This is a genomic window from Pseudoalteromonas aurantia 208, assembly GCF_014858725.1.
Taxonomy (GTDB): Bacteria; Pseudomonadota; Gammaproteobacteria; order Enterobacterales; family Alteromonadaceae; genus Pseudoalteromonas; species Pseudoalteromonas aurantia.
Window position 1 is genome coordinate 309,714 of sequence record NZ_AQGV01000009.1, and the last position, 16,581, is coordinate 326,294.

At 41.2% G+C, this 16,581-nt stretch carries 14 protein-coding genes; 5 read left to right on the top strand and 9 right to left on the bottom strand.

The genetic code is table 11. The features are described 5' to 3' along the window. Positions 1 to 16: 16 nt before the first annotated feature. The gene (locus PAUR_RS01445; protein ID WP_192506045.1) at positions 17 to 2,740 is read right to left on the bottom strand and encodes a putative bifunctional diguanylate cyclase/phosphodiesterase; all 2,724 of its coding nucleotides are present in this window, start codon (positions 2,738 to 2,740) and stop codon (positions 17 to 19) included. A 51-nt stretch (positions 2,741 to 2,791) separates the two neighbouring features. Between PAUR_RS01445 and PAUR_RS01450 the strand changes: the two genes are divergently transcribed. After that, a complete protein-coding gene (locus PAUR_RS01450) occupies positions 2,792 to 3,775 on the top strand; it encodes an extracellular solute-binding protein (protein ID WP_192506046.1) in 984 nt (327 codons plus the stop codon). Here the strand turns inward: PAUR_RS01450 and PAUR_RS01455 are convergent, their stop codons facing one another. Further along, complete coding sequence (locus tag PAUR_RS01455) at positions 3,776 to 4,462, bottom strand: hypothetical protein (RefSeq protein WP_192506047.1); 687 nt, start codon at positions 4,460 to 4,462, stop codon at positions 3,776 to 3,778. It abuts the gene before it with no gap. 80 nt (positions 4,463 to 4,542) lie between these two features. After that, positions 4,543 to 4,830, bottom strand: coding sequence for a hypothetical protein (locus PAUR_RS01460; protein WP_192506048.1), 288 nt, complete (start codon positions 4,828 to 4,830; stop codon positions 4,543 to 4,545). A gap of 173 nt (positions 4,831 to 5,003) precedes the next feature. Here PAUR_RS01460 and PAUR_RS01465 point away from each other — a divergent pair, with 173 nt between their 5' ends. Both PAUR_RS01465 and PAUR_RS01470 read left to right on the top strand, forming a co-directional pair. Beyond that, positions 5,004 to 5,369, top strand: coding sequence for an RNA-binding S4 domain-containing protein (locus PAUR_RS01465; RefSeq protein WP_192506049.1), 366 nt, complete (start codon positions 5,004 to 5,006; stop codon positions 5,367 to 5,369). 209 nt (positions 5,370 to 5,578) lie between these two features. After that, positions 5,579 to 6,034: a PaaI family thioesterase gene (locus PAUR_RS01470; protein WP_192506050.1), complete on the top strand. Its 456-nt coding sequence runs from the start codon at positions 5,579 to 5,581 to the stop codon at positions 6,032 to 6,034. Here the strand turns inward: PAUR_RS01470 and PAUR_RS01475 are convergent. Next, positions 6,006 to 6,740, bottom strand: coding sequence for a substrate-binding periplasmic protein (locus tag PAUR_RS01475; RefSeq protein WP_192506051.1), 735 nt, complete (start codon positions 6,738 to 6,740; stop codon positions 6,006 to 6,008). The two genes, PAUR_RS01470 and PAUR_RS01475, sit on opposite strands and share 29 nt — an antisense overlap. Before the next feature lie 150 nt (positions 6,741 to 6,890). On the opposite strand from PAUR_RS01475, the gene PAUR_RS01480 reads away from it, so the two are divergent. Beyond that, positions 6,891 to 7,985, top strand: coding sequence for an NAD(P)/FAD-dependent oxidoreductase (locus PAUR_RS01480; protein ID WP_192506052.1), 1,095 nt, complete (start codon positions 6,891 to 6,893; stop codon positions 7,983 to 7,985). Positions 7,986 to 8,028: 43 nt separating this feature from the next. Here the strand turns inward: PAUR_RS01480 and PAUR_RS01485 are convergent, their stop codons facing one another. The 4 genes from PAUR_RS01485 to PAUR_RS01500 all read right to left on the bottom strand — a co-directional run bounded on the left by PAUR_RS01485 (position 8,029) and on the right by PAUR_RS01500 (position 13,081). Next, positions 8,029 to 8,565 carry a DUF4124 domain-containing protein gene (locus tag PAUR_RS01485; protein WP_192506053.1) on the bottom strand — a complete coding sequence of 179 codons (537 nt, stop codon included), beginning with the start codon at positions 8,563 to 8,565 and terminating at the stop codon, positions 8,029 to 8,031. A gap of 125 nt (positions 8,566 to 8,690) precedes the next feature. Continuing rightward, entirely contained in the window at positions 8,691 to 9,431 is a 741-nt protein-coding gene (locus PAUR_RS01490; RefSeq protein WP_192506054.1) for a phosphoadenylyl-sulfate reductase, read from the bottom strand. Positions 9,432 to 9,479: 48 nt separating this feature from the next. Continuing rightward, a complete protein-coding gene (gene cysI / locus PAUR_RS01495; RefSeq protein ID WP_192506055.1) occupies positions 9,480 to 11,192 on the bottom strand; it encodes an assimilatory sulfite reductase (NADPH) hemoprotein subunit in 1,713 nt (570 codons plus the stop codon). Positions 11,193 to 11,266: 74 nt separating this feature from the next. Then, a complete protein-coding gene (locus PAUR_RS01500; RefSeq protein ID WP_192506056.1) occupies positions 11,267 to 13,081 on the bottom strand; it encodes an assimilatory sulfite reductase (NADPH) flavoprotein subunit in 1,815 nt (604 codons plus the stop codon). A 306-nt stretch (positions 13,082 to 13,387) separates the two neighbouring features. On the opposite strand from PAUR_RS01500, the gene PAUR_RS01505 reads away from it, so the two are divergent. Then, positions 13,388 to 15,016 (top strand): endonuclease, encoded by a 1,629-nt coding sequence (locus tag PAUR_RS01505; protein ID WP_192506057.1) that lies wholly within the window; start codon positions 13,388 to 13,390, stop codon positions 15,014 to 15,016. 355 nt (positions 15,017 to 15,371) lie between these two features. Here PAUR_RS01505 and PAUR_RS01510 read toward each other — a convergent pair whose 3' ends face one another. After that, positions 15,372 to 16,535 carry a DUF3103 family protein gene (locus tag PAUR_RS01510; RefSeq protein ID WP_192506058.1) on the bottom strand — a complete coding sequence of 388 codons (1,164 nt, stop codon included), beginning with the start codon at positions 16,533 to 16,535 and terminating at the stop codon, positions 15,372 to 15,374. Between the last annotated feature and the right edge of the window lie 46 nt (positions 16,536 to 16,581).

Consider the following 16,581-nt stretch of genomic DNA (forward strand, 5'->3'; position numbering starts at 1 on the left):
TCTCAGTACTGAATGCCTATTGCGTAACCAATTCTAAATATGGCCTACCATAGGTCTGAATAAGTAATTCTGCTGCTGCCTGACGTTTTAATGGTTTGCTCATAAGGTAACCTTGGCTTTGTTGACAATGCAATACCCCTAATACGGCCAATTGTTCTGGTGTTTCAATTCCTTCTGCGGTCACTTCTAAATCAAAACTTTTCGCAATTGCACAAATTGCTTCTATCAGCTGACGAGCGCTGCCAGCGCACTCAATACCGTCAATAAATGCCCTATCAATTTTTAAACCATCCACAGGCAATACGCTTAAACGAGCTAAGCTACTAAAACCAGTTCCAAAATCATCGATATAAATACCAAATCCAAGTTCATGCAGTTGCTCTAATGGCTCAATCAAACTGTCCTCCACCATCATCATCGCAGATTCAGTCAATTCAATTTTAAATTGTTGCGGTGACACATCATACTGAGCAAACAATTGCTTTAACCAAGGTACAAACATCCCACTTTGTAGTTGCAAGGGAGACACGTTCACACTCATAAACAGCCCTTCACAGTTATGCTCACTCATAAACGATAGTGCCTCACGAAACACCCACTGACCTAGCACGTTTATTTTGGCACATTCTTCCGCGATTGGAATAAACTCTGCAGGGCTGACAAAGCCCAGCTCTGGGCTTTGCCACCGCACTAACGCTTCAAAGCCTCGCAACACCTTGCCATCTCGACAAAAAATAGGCTGAAACTGTAATTTAAGCTCAGTGTCTAACGTCATATCATGTAATGCGCGCTCGACTCTCAGTTTCCTAGAAGCTTCACAGGCAATCGCTGAACTATAGATGTGATAGCAATTTTTACCTCGCTTTTTTGCCTCATACATAGCAATGTCCGCATCATGCAGCAGCTTTTCTGCTTCATAATTCAAACATGGAACGGTAAACTTCCTAACCCCAACACTGCCACTAATACAATGACTCTGCTCTTGATATACAAAAGGTTTACGTATTTCTACCAGAATATCTTCCAGTACGCCCTCTAATGGCATCGGCAATTTGGCAAAATCAATTAATACTGCAAACTCATCGCCTCCCAAACGCGCAATGTCAGCAAAGCTCCCTAGCAATATTCGCATACGTGTTGCAAATTCAACCAACAGTCGGTCTCCAGCGAGATGACCTAAGGTATCATTAATCAACTTAAACCTATCTAAATCAATATATAGCAATATATACTTTCGCTCTGTGGCCGTTCGACACGTTTCAACCAAATTCAAGAATGTTTGCCGATTAATCAGATCCGTTAAACTATCATGCTGAGCTTTGTACTTGAGTTGTTCATTAAATAATTTAAGTTGCGTAATATCTGTTACACGCCCTTCATACAAGGTCCCATTTGGGCTATGTAACCAACTTCCTGTTTGTCTAAGCCAAAGACTATCTTTAGACTCTACCTGCGCTAACCATTCTAATTCGTCATGTCGCGTTTTCTGATCAATGATGGCTTGCCACTGCGTAGCGAACTCATCATCAACGATATATTGGCTTAAATACGCCCCGAGGGGTTTGTCCTCTACGCCGATAAGCAGGCGTCTAAATGCAGGGTTAGCATCAATAAGTTGACCGTGTCCATCAAGTACAAAAAGCCCTTCATTACTGTTTAAAAATAGACTTTTGTACTTTCTTTCAGCACTGATCTGCTGCTGTAAAGCCGCTAAACGTCTATCCGATTCAACACTTAACCGCTCATTGGCTTGCGCTAGGCTTGTGGTGCGCTCAACCACTATCCTGTTAACAACGTTATTCCTAGAAACCAAATATCGTACTTGCATCCATACGAGCCATGCACATAGACTTGCCACCACAATGAATCCTGCGATCATCAATTGTCTATTTTCAAGTAAACTGGGGGCCAATTGCTTCTGACTAAATAACTGTAACATCAACTCTTGACCATAAAAGTCAATATGTTGATATGCACCTACTTGTCGACTTTCTAAACTATGCGTGTTTTGCCAATCAGAGCTAAACAGCACCTGTTGTTGTGTTAAAACACGAATGTGCTGCTGACTTGTCTGGTAAATATGACCAAACAAACCTTCTAGTAAAATTGGTAATTCAAAGCTAATACCCAATGCTGATGCAGCTCCATCGTGATCAGGCCTTTGTACCAGTAATGTCCATTTATCTTGATCTCGCCAATTGATGGCCATCAGACTTTGTTGTTCATAAAGGGCGTTGATTTGTTGCTCGGTAAAATTCAAGCTTTCCCCCATTGTATGCCCATATTCGGCCATTGGGGCCACGTTCATCAATGTCAGGTAATGCTGGCTGTGTGCTTGCGCTAAACGTACTTTATAATCAAAAAAGCCCTGACTTTTCTGACTGGCTTCCACATTCGCCACTTGTTCAGCACTAATGATTCGATACAGTTCTAGCCGTAGTTCAACGTCACTGCCCGGAAGCTGGGACTGTGCGACTTGGTTGAAAAGGTCCATTTCAAAACTAGGTACCAAATAAGAATCAATCGAATATAACAAATGCCCAACGTATGATAGTTTGGTATCAAGTTGATGATGGTACTGCGATAGCTGCTGTTGTAATGTTTGCCGTTCTTGCTGTTGGTAATAATTATTCAGTAAATAACCTACATACAGCATGACTGATACAAAAAGCGCAAAACACGCGGCACCAAACTGCACTGGTGAACGTAAAACTGAAATTATTGGCGTAACTATAGACATATGTAAATGACGTTGTATTCTATACACACCTGATAATAGTTCTTATTTACAATGAAGAAAAGCAAACTTTTACTTTATTCCCTTATATTGATACAAAGTGCCCCAATATTTGCAAATACAGCGCATTTGAATGTTTATTCGTTTCGTAAATATGAGCTCATTGAACCTGTCATTAAAAAATTTGAAGCACAGCACAATATTAAAGTTAACGTCGTAAATGGTAAATCCAAATACTTACTCGCTCGCTTGAAAAAAGATGGAATGGACTCTCTTGCTGACGTGATACTGAGCTCTGATTTAGTGCAGTTACATGATCACAAAAACCTCTTACAGCCAATCCCACATCTTGCCCAGTGGGATCATATCCCGAGTGAACTTAAAGATAATAATGGATTTTGGGTCAGCATTTCGATGCGAACACGTGCGCTTTTCAGTCGTAAAGATGATACATCATCACCACCACTTCGCTATGCATCATTAACACGCCCACAATACAAAGGCACCTTTTGTGTTCGTAACTGGCAGCATAGTTATAATCAAATGCTCGTAGCCTCGCTGCTTGCCAGTGAATCAGGCTCAGATACAGCATGGTTACCCATCGCTAATCAATTATTGGCAAAAAGACCCACAGGTGGAGACAGAGATCAATTGCGCGCTTTGGCCAGAGGGCAATGCCAATATGCACTGGCAAATCACTACTATTGGACCATGATGAAGCAATCCAATAACAAGCTAGACCGTGACCTAGCTGAAAAGCTTAACATACATTATATGATTGCAAATGATGGCACTACACCTATTTCCACGACCACCGCAGCAATAGCCAAATATGCGCCAAACAAGCATCACGCTCAAAAATTCATCCAGTTTTTATTAACAAGTGACACACAAAGCGTCTATGCCAGTTCACTAGCTGAATACCCTGTCATTGAAAAAGCAACAAGTAGAGTGACGCCATTTACCCCTAATATTACCGCAGTAAAACAAAGTCTTTCGTTATTAGACATAGCCAAAAAGCGCCTACAAGCACTTTAATTATTGTGCATAAATAACGCGTAAATCACAATTGAACAACTTAACCGGATACTCTCGGTGGCCCAAAACATGGTACGTCGTGGCTTTTTTTGGGCCTTGCAACGTCATCACCTGGTGGTGCTCTTCGCGGTAAGCTTGCTGTATACGGCCATATTGTCCTGTGTAAATAAGGGTTAAATACGGTGCTTCGTATTGCCACCACCCCGAAACATTGTGAGTACTTAGCACCCCTTCCTCACGCCATTGCCTCTCTGCACGCAAAACAACACGACTATCGTGCCCACTGCAATCGTGGGTATAAAGTAAATTAGGGGCAACCTGTTTACTAGCTAGAGCAGGAAAATATAACCCAAGGTTACCCTGCGAGTAAAAGTGATTATCATGATTAAACACTCGGGTATCAAGGCGTTCAAAGCCCAATTTGTTTACAAGAAGTGTTACCTCATCAACTATCGATTGAGTCAAATCTCCCGGGAAGTAGAAAAGGGTTGGGTTGTCATATACTCTTTTAGGTATCACATTATTAAGACGGTACTCAATACCTAAAGCATCTAACTCATTTGTTAATATGGACTGTTTATTTTCTTCTAACACCGCATGATATACATGTACCTTACTATTTGATTGGCAACCAACACATAACACCAACCAAAACATACTGGATATAACGCCATGTACTCGATTCATAATTTATTACTTGCCCCACCATTGATTACAACTGTAATCAATGGTGGGGCACAATGCAACGTCAAATCTCTACTATGCGCTTACGTTTCATATTTAGCGGCCCATTGTTGTACCGTCGATTTCTTATAAAGAATGTCTTTAAATAGGCGATGACGCTCGTATTTCAGTGTCAATTCCTTGGTGTCAGTACCAGTCATTATCTGATTATGGTATTCATTAAAGCGCGAGATCACACGATAACTATGGGCTGATTTATTTGCCACTCGTGCAAAATGTGCTTTCAAATAGTTTCTCACATCTTCTGCGGTCATTAAGTCTAACCCATCTAAGTTCATTAACTCTTTTTTTAACATCGCTCGAATACCCATACTTACGTCGCCCTTGTCTTGAGATGTGCTGTCTTATGCCTAGTATTAGCTTCTGAACCAAAATACACACAAATAACGATATCTAAGTTAAAGACCATAAAAAAAGACAAAAAGTTTCGTCAGCTGTCGCATCCAGCGGTATAATATCGCAAACTGAAATAGGAGTTACTTGAATGACCGATGAACCCATTGAATTTATTGAAGTTGAGCTAGAAGAAGAGCCAATAGAGTTATGCAATCTACTTAAGGTATTAGACCTAGTTGAAACGGGTGGGCAAGCTAAAATGCTCATTGGTGAAGGCTATATAGCCGTCAACAATGAAGTGTGTACGGTAAAACGCAAAAAAATGTATTCTGGTGATAGCCTACATTTTGATGGTGATGACTATGTACTCACACTCTCTAGTGACGCGACTCCAGCGATTAGAACACAACCGACTCCTGACGTTGTAGAGCCTGAAAAAAAGAAAAAGCGCAATAGAAGCAGAAAAAATAGAAAAGATGCTGACACGGGTAGAAAGCCAATTTCATTTGGGTAACACTGGCGCTGGCGATCACACGTATCTGCACTTGTATTCGATACATATTCACTCCTATTTCTCAGCAGAAGTGCAGATAAGGCGTTACCCTTATTATAATAAAATTCTCGTACCGCATGGCTGATATAAATAATTCAATTGCTTATCTTTAATACTCGGTGATATAAAAGTCACCCATTATATTAAAGGACTTCATTTTAGGAGCTGTCATGTCCATTTGGTTTCGCCCCATCACTTTAGCGTTTTGTAATGACTTAGACAACGGATTACATGGACAGGGGTCGCTCATGAAAACGCTTGGTATTAGTATAAAAGAAATCGGATCTGATTACCTCGTCGCCACAATGCCCGCTACACCACATCATCACAACCCGATAGGAATAGTCCATGGTGGTGCCAATGTCGCTCTTGCAGAAACAGTCGCCAGCTATGCAGCAAACTTCGTGGTGGACTATGAACGCTACTATTGTGTTGGACAAGAAATCAACGCTAATCATTTAAAAGCATCTCGCAATGGCATTCTTACAGCCACAGCGCGCGCACTACACATAGGAAAGCGCACATCAGTCTGGGAAGTAAAAATCGTCAATGCGCAAAACCAATTATGCTGTGTATCTCGAATGACCGCTGCAGTTGTTACTCGAAGTCGCCAAGGTGATTCATAACAATCTGTTGGTAAACTCCACTCTTTCTGATTTTTGCTAGCCCTAAATTAAATTGTCGAATTATCTCCTTCCCTTGTGGGTGTGTTTTAAGCACACCCGTATGTAATGGCCAAGACATCAATGCCGGATATAGCACCTCTAAATCATGCAGTTCTGGATATACTTTCAAATGATGTTTGACTGCCCATAAATCAGCTATTGCAACATCTACGCGTCCTTTTTGTACCAATTGTAAGCTAGCATGCAAACTTAGTACGGGCACAACTTTCAGCCCTTCTATACCATTTAAAAATTCATGATAGCCATACCCTCTTATGGTGCTCATGGTTAAGAAGCGCAGACTGGTGGCACCTTTAAAGTTAATCTTGTACTTTGCATGTTGGACCACCACCATATCGTTATTAAAATAAGGTTCGGTGAAAAGCAATGTCTGCGCTCGTTGATGTGTCCACCAAAGTGCTGGCACTAAATCAATTTCTTTTTGTTCCAGTAACCGCATTACTCTGCTAAATGGCGCAGTACGTATTTCAAAGCGAATATTCTGTGCCGCGAATGCAGCCACAGTGATCTCTTTCACTAAACCTGAACCATCTTCTAAAATATATGGTGGCCAAGGACTATGCCCCCCAACAACCACTTTAATTGGACTTGCAGCAGTAAAATGAGATACCAACATAAACCAAGCCAGGTAAAATAAACCTTTCAATTTTGTTCCTTATATCAATATGGCCGTTGATATAGTGTAGTCGATAAATGATCCACTCAGCCTATAAAGTACTCATATTGATACAGTAAAGATGACCCATATTATTGCCTTTGGTATACTAAGCTTCTGCCAATCATTGAAAGAAGCACTATGGAAAAGTTAGACACTGTTGTTATTGGCGCTGGTGTTATCGGAATGGCTGTTGCAGCGAAATTCAGTGAATCAACTCAAACACTACTCATCGAGCAAGGTGAGCAATTTGGTGAACACAGTAGCAGCAGAAACAGCGAAGTCATCCACGCAGGGCTGTATTACGCTACCAACAGTTTAAAAGCCCAGCTGTGTATCCAAGGTAAAGAATTACTATATCGACATTGTGAAAAATTTCACGTACCCCACAAAAGAATCGGTAAAGTGCTCACCGCAAAAACAACTTCTGAGGTGAATACCTTACACACTATTGCTGCGCAAGCAAAAATCAATGGCGTTGATGATTTGCAGTTTTTGTCCAAAACACACATTGGTCGCTACGCGCCTCATATTAACGCAACACACGGACTATGGTCTCCCTCTACAGGGATTATTGATAGTCATCAGTTTATGTTGTCACTTCTGACAAAATTAACACAAAATCACGGCCAATATGTGCCTCGTACACAGTTTTTAGCTGCGCGTAAAACCTGCAATGGGTACATAGTCGATTTAGATTGTGACGGAGATTTATTTCAGATCCAATGCCAATATTTAATTAATGCTGGTGGCCTTTTTGCTCAAAAAAATGCCTCTTTAATTGATGGGCTAGAAAAAAAATATATTCCAAAATTACACTATTGTCGCGGTCAATACTTTAGCTATCACGGTAAACACCCTTTTTCACACTTAGTGTATCCTGTGCCTGAAAAGCATGGGCTTGGCATACATGCAACACTCAATCTCGCAGGCCAACTCCGCTTTGGCCCTGACACCCACTTTATCCATGACTTAAATTATCAAATTGATGCCAATGATAAAAATAAATTCGTGCAAGCTATTAAGCAATATTGGCCAGCCATCGACGATACAAAGCTCTTTGCTGATTACGCAGGAATTCGCCCAAAAATAACTCAAACCGGTGCTCAAGACTTTATAATTCAATCCTCAAATACACATAGCTATACTGGCTTGATAAACCTATTTGGCATTGAATCTCCAGGCCTGACATCTAGCTTAGCAATTGCAGAACAGGTCCTTAAAGATATCGGTTAAATCATATTAGGTTGAGCAAGTTAGTGTGCTATAAATTTTCTTGCTAGTCACCATTTCCACCGGTTGCATCATCCAACTGTTTGGTTCGATCATCCATCAATTTTTGTACATTTTTAGCGTCTTTCATCAACTTATTTACCGCAGCAGGATTTAAAGCAGAGGGTACGCCGTGTTGCGACTCGTTCGCTGATTTCTCTGACGCAAGCTTATCCAAAATCGCTGTATCTTCCGCCGCCATAATCGTGACCCGACTGGGATCTAAGGTATGGTGCAGACTATCCCCTTTAGGATTTGGCTTATCTGAATAAATCCAATTGCCATTCTCATCACGCCATTTATAAATTACAGGATCACTGCGTACTTCTTTTTCCGGATCTATATCAGCTAGCTCTTTGGCTTTGCCAACGGCTTTATTAAGTGTATGTTCCGAGTATTGAAATACCGCTTGTGCACTCCCTTGAGCTTTTTGTACCAATTCTTCTGCATTTATCCAAGGCTTACCATCGGGACGTTTTAAAACAAAGAGCGATCCCAACCCTATTAGCATCACCATAATCATCATATAACTTACAGACTTCATGTCTTCACTCCCTCGTATCATTCAATTAAGCTTAGCGTGATTAATTAGATGATACACAGCTGACAGACATAAAAAAAGCACAACAAAAGTTGTGCTTGTAAAGCGTATCTGACACTGGAGAATGACTAGATACCATCGCCATCAATGTGTAAACCACATTCACGGTTCAATCCAAAAAAGCGTGTTTCTTCTTCCGTCATACCCGGTTCAAGTTTACGCGTCGTATGCACATCGCCCATCGATACGTAACCTTGCTCCCAAAGTGGGTGATAAGGTAAATCATGCTTAGTCAAATATTGATAAACATCGCGGTTATTCCAGTCAATGATGGGGTAAACCTTCACGGTTCCGCGGCTGATCTCTAAAACCTGCTTATCAGCACGTGTCGAGGCTTGATCTCTGCGTAGCCCACTAAACCATGTACCCACTTTATGTTCTTGCAATGCTCGCGTCATTGGCTCTACTTTATTAAGCGTATTGTATTGCTTTATGCCTTCTTCACCAAGCTCCCATAACTTACCATATTTGGCTTCCTGCCAAGCAGGGCTGTAATTAGAACGATAAACCTTTAAATTTAAGTTTAACCGTTCAGTTAAATAGTCAACAAACTGATATGTTTCAGGAAAAAGGTAGCCAGTATCAGTTAATACAACAGGCACATCTGCTTTTTCTTGCGTTACTAAATGCAGCATTACCGCGGCTTGGATACCAAAGCTAGACGATAAAAATGCATTGTTCGGCAAATTTTCTAAGGCCCAAGTCACTCGCTGTTGCGGCGTCATTGGCAACAGTAATTCATTTGCTTGTGCTAATAAGTGACGTTGTTCATCACCACTTAACTGTAATATATTTTTATAGTCACTCATGCTTATTCCTAAAGTTGGCGAGTTTTCACCCGCCAATATCCTATTTGTTTAAGCGTGGAAGTCTGTTTTTGAGACTTTAACTTCGGCAACAATGCCTTTGCGGATCACAAAGTCACCAAAACACTCATCTTGCTCACGCTCATTTACCCACTGACCGATTAAGGTATCTAGTGCAGGTAAATACACTTCTTCGCCTACATTTTCTAAGTATAATTTAGGCACCCTTGTACCTTCTTTATTACCACCTAGATATACGTTATATTTACCAGGCCCTTTGCCCACTAAACCAACTTCCGCTAAAAGCGCACGGCCACAGCCATTAGGGCAACCCACAACACGCAATATGATGCTGTCATTCGCAACTTCATGCTTTATCAGCAACTGCTCAACTTTAGTAACTAAGTCAGGTAAATATCGTTCAGCTTCAGCCATCGCAAGTGGACATGTTGGTAATGACACGCAGGCCATTGAGTTTTTCCGTTGTTCAGTATCCGTATCATCAATCAAGCCGTGTTCGCGTGCTATTTTTTCAATTTCCGCTTTTTGCTCTGTTGGTACACCAGCGATGATCAAGTTCTGATTCGCAGTCATGCGGAAATCACCTTGGTGTATTTCTGCAATTTTTCGACAGCCCGTTTTCAACGCTTTCTCTGGATAATCTAAAATACGACCATTTTGAATAAATAGGGTTAAATGATGCTTGCCATCAATTCCCTCAACCCAGCCAATGCGATCACCTCGATGTGTAAACACATAAGGTCTGCTCTGAGCAAACTTAACACCCGCTCGATTTTCAACTTCAGCTTTAAACTCATCAATACCAAACGTATCTAGCGTGTATTTCGTCTTGGCGTTTTTACGGTTAACACGGTTACCCCAATCACGCTGCACCGATACAACATGCTCAGCGATCTTTAGCGTGTGCTCTAGTGGAATGAAACCGAAATCATCCGCTTTACGAGGGTAAGTATTCACATCACCATGTGTCATGGCTAAGCCACCGCCAACTAACACGTTAAAGCCAACCAATTTACCGTTTTCTTCAATTGCAACAAAGTTCAAGTCATTTGCATGCACATCTACTTCATTGTTTGGAGGAATTGTGACGGTTGTTTTAAACTTACGTGGTAAGTAAGTTGATCCAAGAATTGGTTCAATATCCGTTGTATCTTTACGCTCACCATTTAGCCAAATTTCTAAATAGGCGCGTGTTTTTGGCAGTAAGTGTTCCGAAATTTTTGCTGCCCACTCATAGGCTTCTTGGTGAAGCTCTGACTCAACCGGATTAGTAGTACACAGTACATTACGGTTCACATCACCCGCAGTTGCAATTGAATCAATGCCTACATCATGCAATGTTAAATGCATTTCTTTGATATTTGGTTTTAATACACCATGAAACTGAAACGTTTGACGCGTTGTTAAACGAATACTGCCATACATGGTTTTTTCGCCAGCAAACTTATCTACTGCAAGCCATTGCTCTGGTTTGATAATACCACCTGGCATACGTGCCCTAAGCATTACATTATGTAAAGGTTCAAGCTTTTGCTTGGTTCGCTCTGGACGAATATCACGGTCATCTTGTTGATACATGCCGTGGAATCGGATCAACTGAAAGTTATCTGCTGTAAAACCACCGGTGAGTGGATCAGACAGGTCTTCGGTAATCGTGCCGCGTAAATGCTCACTTTGTGTTTTTAAACGTTCGTTATCTGCAAACTTAACGTTTTGATCATGCTTACTATTGGGCTTGCTCATTTATTAATTCCTAAATACTTTACTTTGACGGTATACCCCACGCGCATCGCAGGATATATAAGCACACGCACCGATTAATAGACGTCTTTTTGGTAGCGGTTTGCACTACGCAACTCTTTCAAATATAACTCTGCTTGCTCATCATCTTTACCACCATGCGCTTTAACAATATCCACAAGAGCTTGATGAACATCTTTGGCCATGCGGTTTGCATCACCACATACATAAAAATGTGCGCCTTTTTCTAACCAAGCAAACACCGCTGCGCCTTTTTCACGCAATCGGTCTTGCACATAAATTTTTTCAGCTTGATCACGGCTAAATGCCAAATCAATATGGGTTAACAAGCCTGATTTTACATAGCCTTGTAATTCCACTTGATATAAGAAATCTTGGGTGAAGTTAGGGTTACCGAAAAACAACCAGTTATCACCTTGCGCTTCTCGCGCATCACGCTCTTGTAAAAACGCTCTAAATGGTGCGATACCGGTACCTGGACCCACCATAATAACCGGTGTTGTATCATCGCTCGGTAAACGGAAATTATCGTTATGCTCGCTAAATATTTTTACGCTTACCCCTTCTTCAGCGCGTTGCGCCAAATAACCAGAGCAGCCACCGAAGTGCTGCTCTCCAAACGCTTCGAACTCAACTAACCCCACAGTTAAGTGTACTTCTTCTTCCACTTCCGCTTGGCTTGAGGCAATTGAATACAAACGCGCTTGTAGCTTACGACAGCTATCTGCTAATTCTTGCGCTGTGATATCAGCTGGATTTTGTAAAATAATATCAAACACTTGACGAGGCTCGATATATTCACGCATTGCAGCTTTATCTTCCACTAATGCCAAAAGCGCCGAGTTACCTGTCGCTTGCCCGTACTTCTCTACAAAACCTGGATAAGATTGCGTCAATTCTAGTTTTTCAATAAGCGCGGTACGAATATCTAGGATCTCTTTACCCAATGTAACTTGTGCATCAGCCACGATCCCTAATGTACTGAGAATCGCGTCAACTTGTGTCTCATCATTTAAGAAATACACACCTAAGGAGTCTCCTGGCGTGTAAGTAATATCAGAACCCTCTAGTGAAATCTCAACATGGCGTACATCTTTACTTGAGTCTCTACCGGTAATTTTTTGGACTACACTGAGCTCAGCTGAAAATGGATTTTGCTTCGTATATTGACTTGATGCTGCAGTAGGTACCCCAAATGGCATAGTCACAACATTGCCACCAGCACTTTGCTGTGCTTGCAATTGCGGTTCAAACACCGCTAATGCATCTGTAATCCACTGTTGTGCTTGCTCGTCATAATCCACATCAAGATCTGCTCGAGGAAAGGCAACTTCAGCGCCTAACTTAACTAAACGCTCTTCAAAATCAATGGCCGTTTGGCAGAAAAACTCGTAACTTGAATCACCCAAACCAATCACAGCTATTTGCGTACTGTCTAATTTAGGAGCCTTCTTACTGGCAATAAATGCATGTAATGCTTCTGCATCCTCAGGAGGCTCTCCTTCCCCATAAGTCGATACCACCACCACTACAAACTTCTCTTTTTTCAATGCCGACGTTTTATAATCAGACATGCTTACTAGTTTAACCGCCAAGCCTCGTGATTCAGCTTGCTCTTTCAGCTGAGTAGCAACGCCTTTCGCGTTACCTGTTTGTGAACCATATAATATGGTGAGTGGCAAAGCATCGCCTGCTGGTGTAGCCGTTTGCCCCACAACTCCACTTAATGCCGCTGTATTTGCATTTGCAGCCAAATACCCACTAACCCATGCCTGTTGAATAGGGTTCAGTTCTGCAACCAAACCTTGTAGTTTTTGCACTTGCTCTTGTGTGAGCGGGCTTGCCGCAGCACTAAGTTGACTCAACAACATTAAAAATTCCCCGTAACCCTAAACTATTTTTTGCTTAGATTGCTCATCTACAACGCCCTTACACGATGTAAGGATTTATGAGTTGAAAGCATACGCATCTCTACGAGTAAGAAAAAGACGAAGATCTGCTTTGTTATTCCATTTGGTTATTAATAACGGGAAATTCCAACAAAAACAGCTTAAAAGAATTGTTTCAAATTAGGCAACTCTAAAGTTAACATGTGCTCAACAAGTTCTGTATAAAAATTGATCTTGTTTTACTTCTAAAAAACAATAACTCTTTAAACTAAATATAGAGAGAAAATAATGAAACACGGGAACAAAGCAGCTCTGTCGATCTTAGCTGCCACATTTGGACTAGTAACAAGTGGTCATGCGGCCGCAAATGTTGCTAACGGTAACTTCGAATCTTGGCAACAAGGTAAACCAACACAATGGAGTACCATTGATAGTGGTATCTCTATCACAGAAAATAACACCATAGTTAAGAGTGGTGTTTCATCCGCTCAAGTGACAGTCACTACAGCATCACAGAGCAATACGGACTTACTACAGTCGGTTACGGTGAAAGCCGGCCAAACATATGATTTTAGTACGTGGGTATACCATACTGAAGGTAAAGTTAAAGCACGCCTTATTATCGATGGTTACCAAAACTATTCAGACCCATTTAATACCCAACAATGGCAAAAGTTAAGCTATCAATACACAGCCAATACAGACAAAGTGATTAATGTTGGCTTACGCTTTTACGATACCAGTGGCTTTGATGGTAGTGAAATTGTTTACTTAGACGACTTTCAACCATCGATAGCCACACCGCCACCGCCTAATGCATGTACAAAAAATACCTTAACGATAAAACTCACTACAGATAAATACGCGAGTGAAACAAGCTGGAAACTTAACACAGCACAAGGAAGTACCGTAGCAAGCGGTGCTGACTTTGCGAACAATACAACACATACTGAAACATTATGCGTTGCTGATGGATCGTACAGCTTTGTTATTTCTGATAGCTATGGCGATGGAATTTGTTGTGAATTTGGCAATGGAGAATATTTACTAACGCATAACAATCAAACAATTGCTAGTGGCTCTTCTTTTACAAATCAAAAAACACATAACTTCACACTCGGTAGTGATGGTGGTGATAATGGAGGGGGTACACCTGGCGATTATTATGCATCAACAACCGGTTTGACAGGGTATGCACTAAAAACTCAGTTACACACGATTATCCAAACACACAACTCACAAGGGTATAGCGCGATTTGGCAGTTCATAGATAAATCGGAAAGAGATAATTACTTTGAAAAAGACAACTCAGTACTCGACCGTTACTCTGAGAAACCTTCAACCAATGATGCGTATAATTTTGTTGCCGTAACCAATCAATGCGGTTCATATCGAGGAGAAGGTGATTGTTATAATCGTGAGCACTCTTTTCCAAAAAGTTGGTTTGGCGGAAAAGTAGAGCCAATGAACTCTGACATTCACCATATATTTGCCACTGACGGCTTTGTTAACTCCAAACGCAGTAACTTTCCATTCGGCGAGGTTGCATCTGCGAGCTTTACCTCAACAAATGGCAGTAAAGTAGGTTCCGCAACCAGTACATTAAACTACAATGGCACAGTATTTGAGCCAATAGATAAATTCAAAGGTGATTTTGCGCGGGTGTATTTCTATATTGCAACACGTTATGAAAATACCATTGGGAGTTGGCAAAATAACACCACTTATAGCAACGCCGTTTTAGATGGTAGTACTGGACGTGTTTTCGAGCCCTGGGTTATTGCAATGCTACTACGCTGGCATCAACTTGATCCTGTCGATGATATTGAAACAGCTCGGAATCAAGCTGCCTATGAATTCCAAGGGAATCGTAACCCCTACGTGGACCACCCTGAATTCGTTTCCAAGATATGGTGATCACACTATGCCTTAGCTAATAAAGCGCTGCTTTAGGGGCTGTTGATCTTTGCTGTTCTATTTTTGTTCTCTTTGAGCATGCTTTTATCGCGGCGCTTAATATGTGGCCTAGTAATCTAAGTGAATATTAAGCAACAAAGAGAAAGGGGTGCTCAAAAGAACCGCTAGGCAGCGCTTGATTGGCTTTTCTACTATGTTATCGGCTGACTCACATGGAATTACCATGCTACGCAGCCTCTGCCCTGTATAAAAACCAATCAAACTGCTGAAAAATAAACCTGAAAGATCAATAGCTCCTAATTATCTATAAAAAAACGGCCTAATCCTTTAGGCCGTAACCGACACTGCGGGGAATCTATCTTGGGTTAATCGTAACAGGTTTAATGGTCACCTTTGCATTACCACTGGCGCCCATGTGAGCATCGTAGTGCTGCCCTTCAAATAAGGTATAAAATACATCAATATAATCGTCATCATTGCTAAACCAATGCGCAGGCATCGCCTTTATCAATTGATTCGTTAATTGCGGAATAATGGCATACCCTTGTACATTCGCATCAGGAATAGCCCGCATAGCTTGCGTGACAATATCTAAAAAGGTGGTCGCTAATGTTTGGTAGTTTGTATTATCATCTTGCTCCATTAACAATACATCTGCCGCTTGCCAACGGTACCGATTCCAATGGATCAGGGTTTGATTTGGGGTATAATCACGACCATCATGGTCTAAGTACGGCATATCAACAATATCAAGTACAGGTTTATCACGACTCGGACTCACCCCAGTAACAATTGCATACACCTCCGCACTGCCTGAAATCCAAGGCTCTTCATCATCGTTTAAACGAATACGCTGTAAGTTACTGGTCGATAAGCTTTCTACATTAGAAGCTTGTTCGATATTTCTCGGCAAGGACCCCTGATCATTTAAAGTGAAGATATTCCGCATTATTGCCAGACCTTCACGCGCACTTTTCTTGCTGTCTATTTCAACAATTAATACGGGACGAGTAGGCATTCTATGCGCATCTAATAGGTGCATGTTGCCATTTTGGTCATAGGCTTCAACATAGAGCCATGTTTTATCGTCACCTTTAGGCGCAAATGCAACTAATGGCGTAACCCCTTCAAGCCAACTTTCAAGCATAGAGCTGTCAGCAAGTCGCAATTGATAAATTGCATCATTGCTTAAAGTAAGACCCTTTAATCTTCTCGTATAATGAGATGCCAGACGTAATTTATCTGCCGCGGTGCCTTGTAACAAACTTGAAGTTAATGGCACAGCTAAACGGTGCGGACTCATGATTGATGTTAATTTAGGGGTCAGGGATTCGACTTCTTTAGCAAGAAACTTAGATATATTACTTTTTATATCAACGACCTGATGTTCCCCATAAGAAAAAGCATCCACTTCGGGAAACAAAGTCGTTATTTTTTGCTCCTGAATTTGTGATGAATGGGCATTGAATCCAGCTGCAACCATTAAGGCCGGGAGCATTATTTTTGTTCTTAATTTCATCTTCCAATCCTATTATTATCCACGTGTGTTGGATATTGAAGATAAA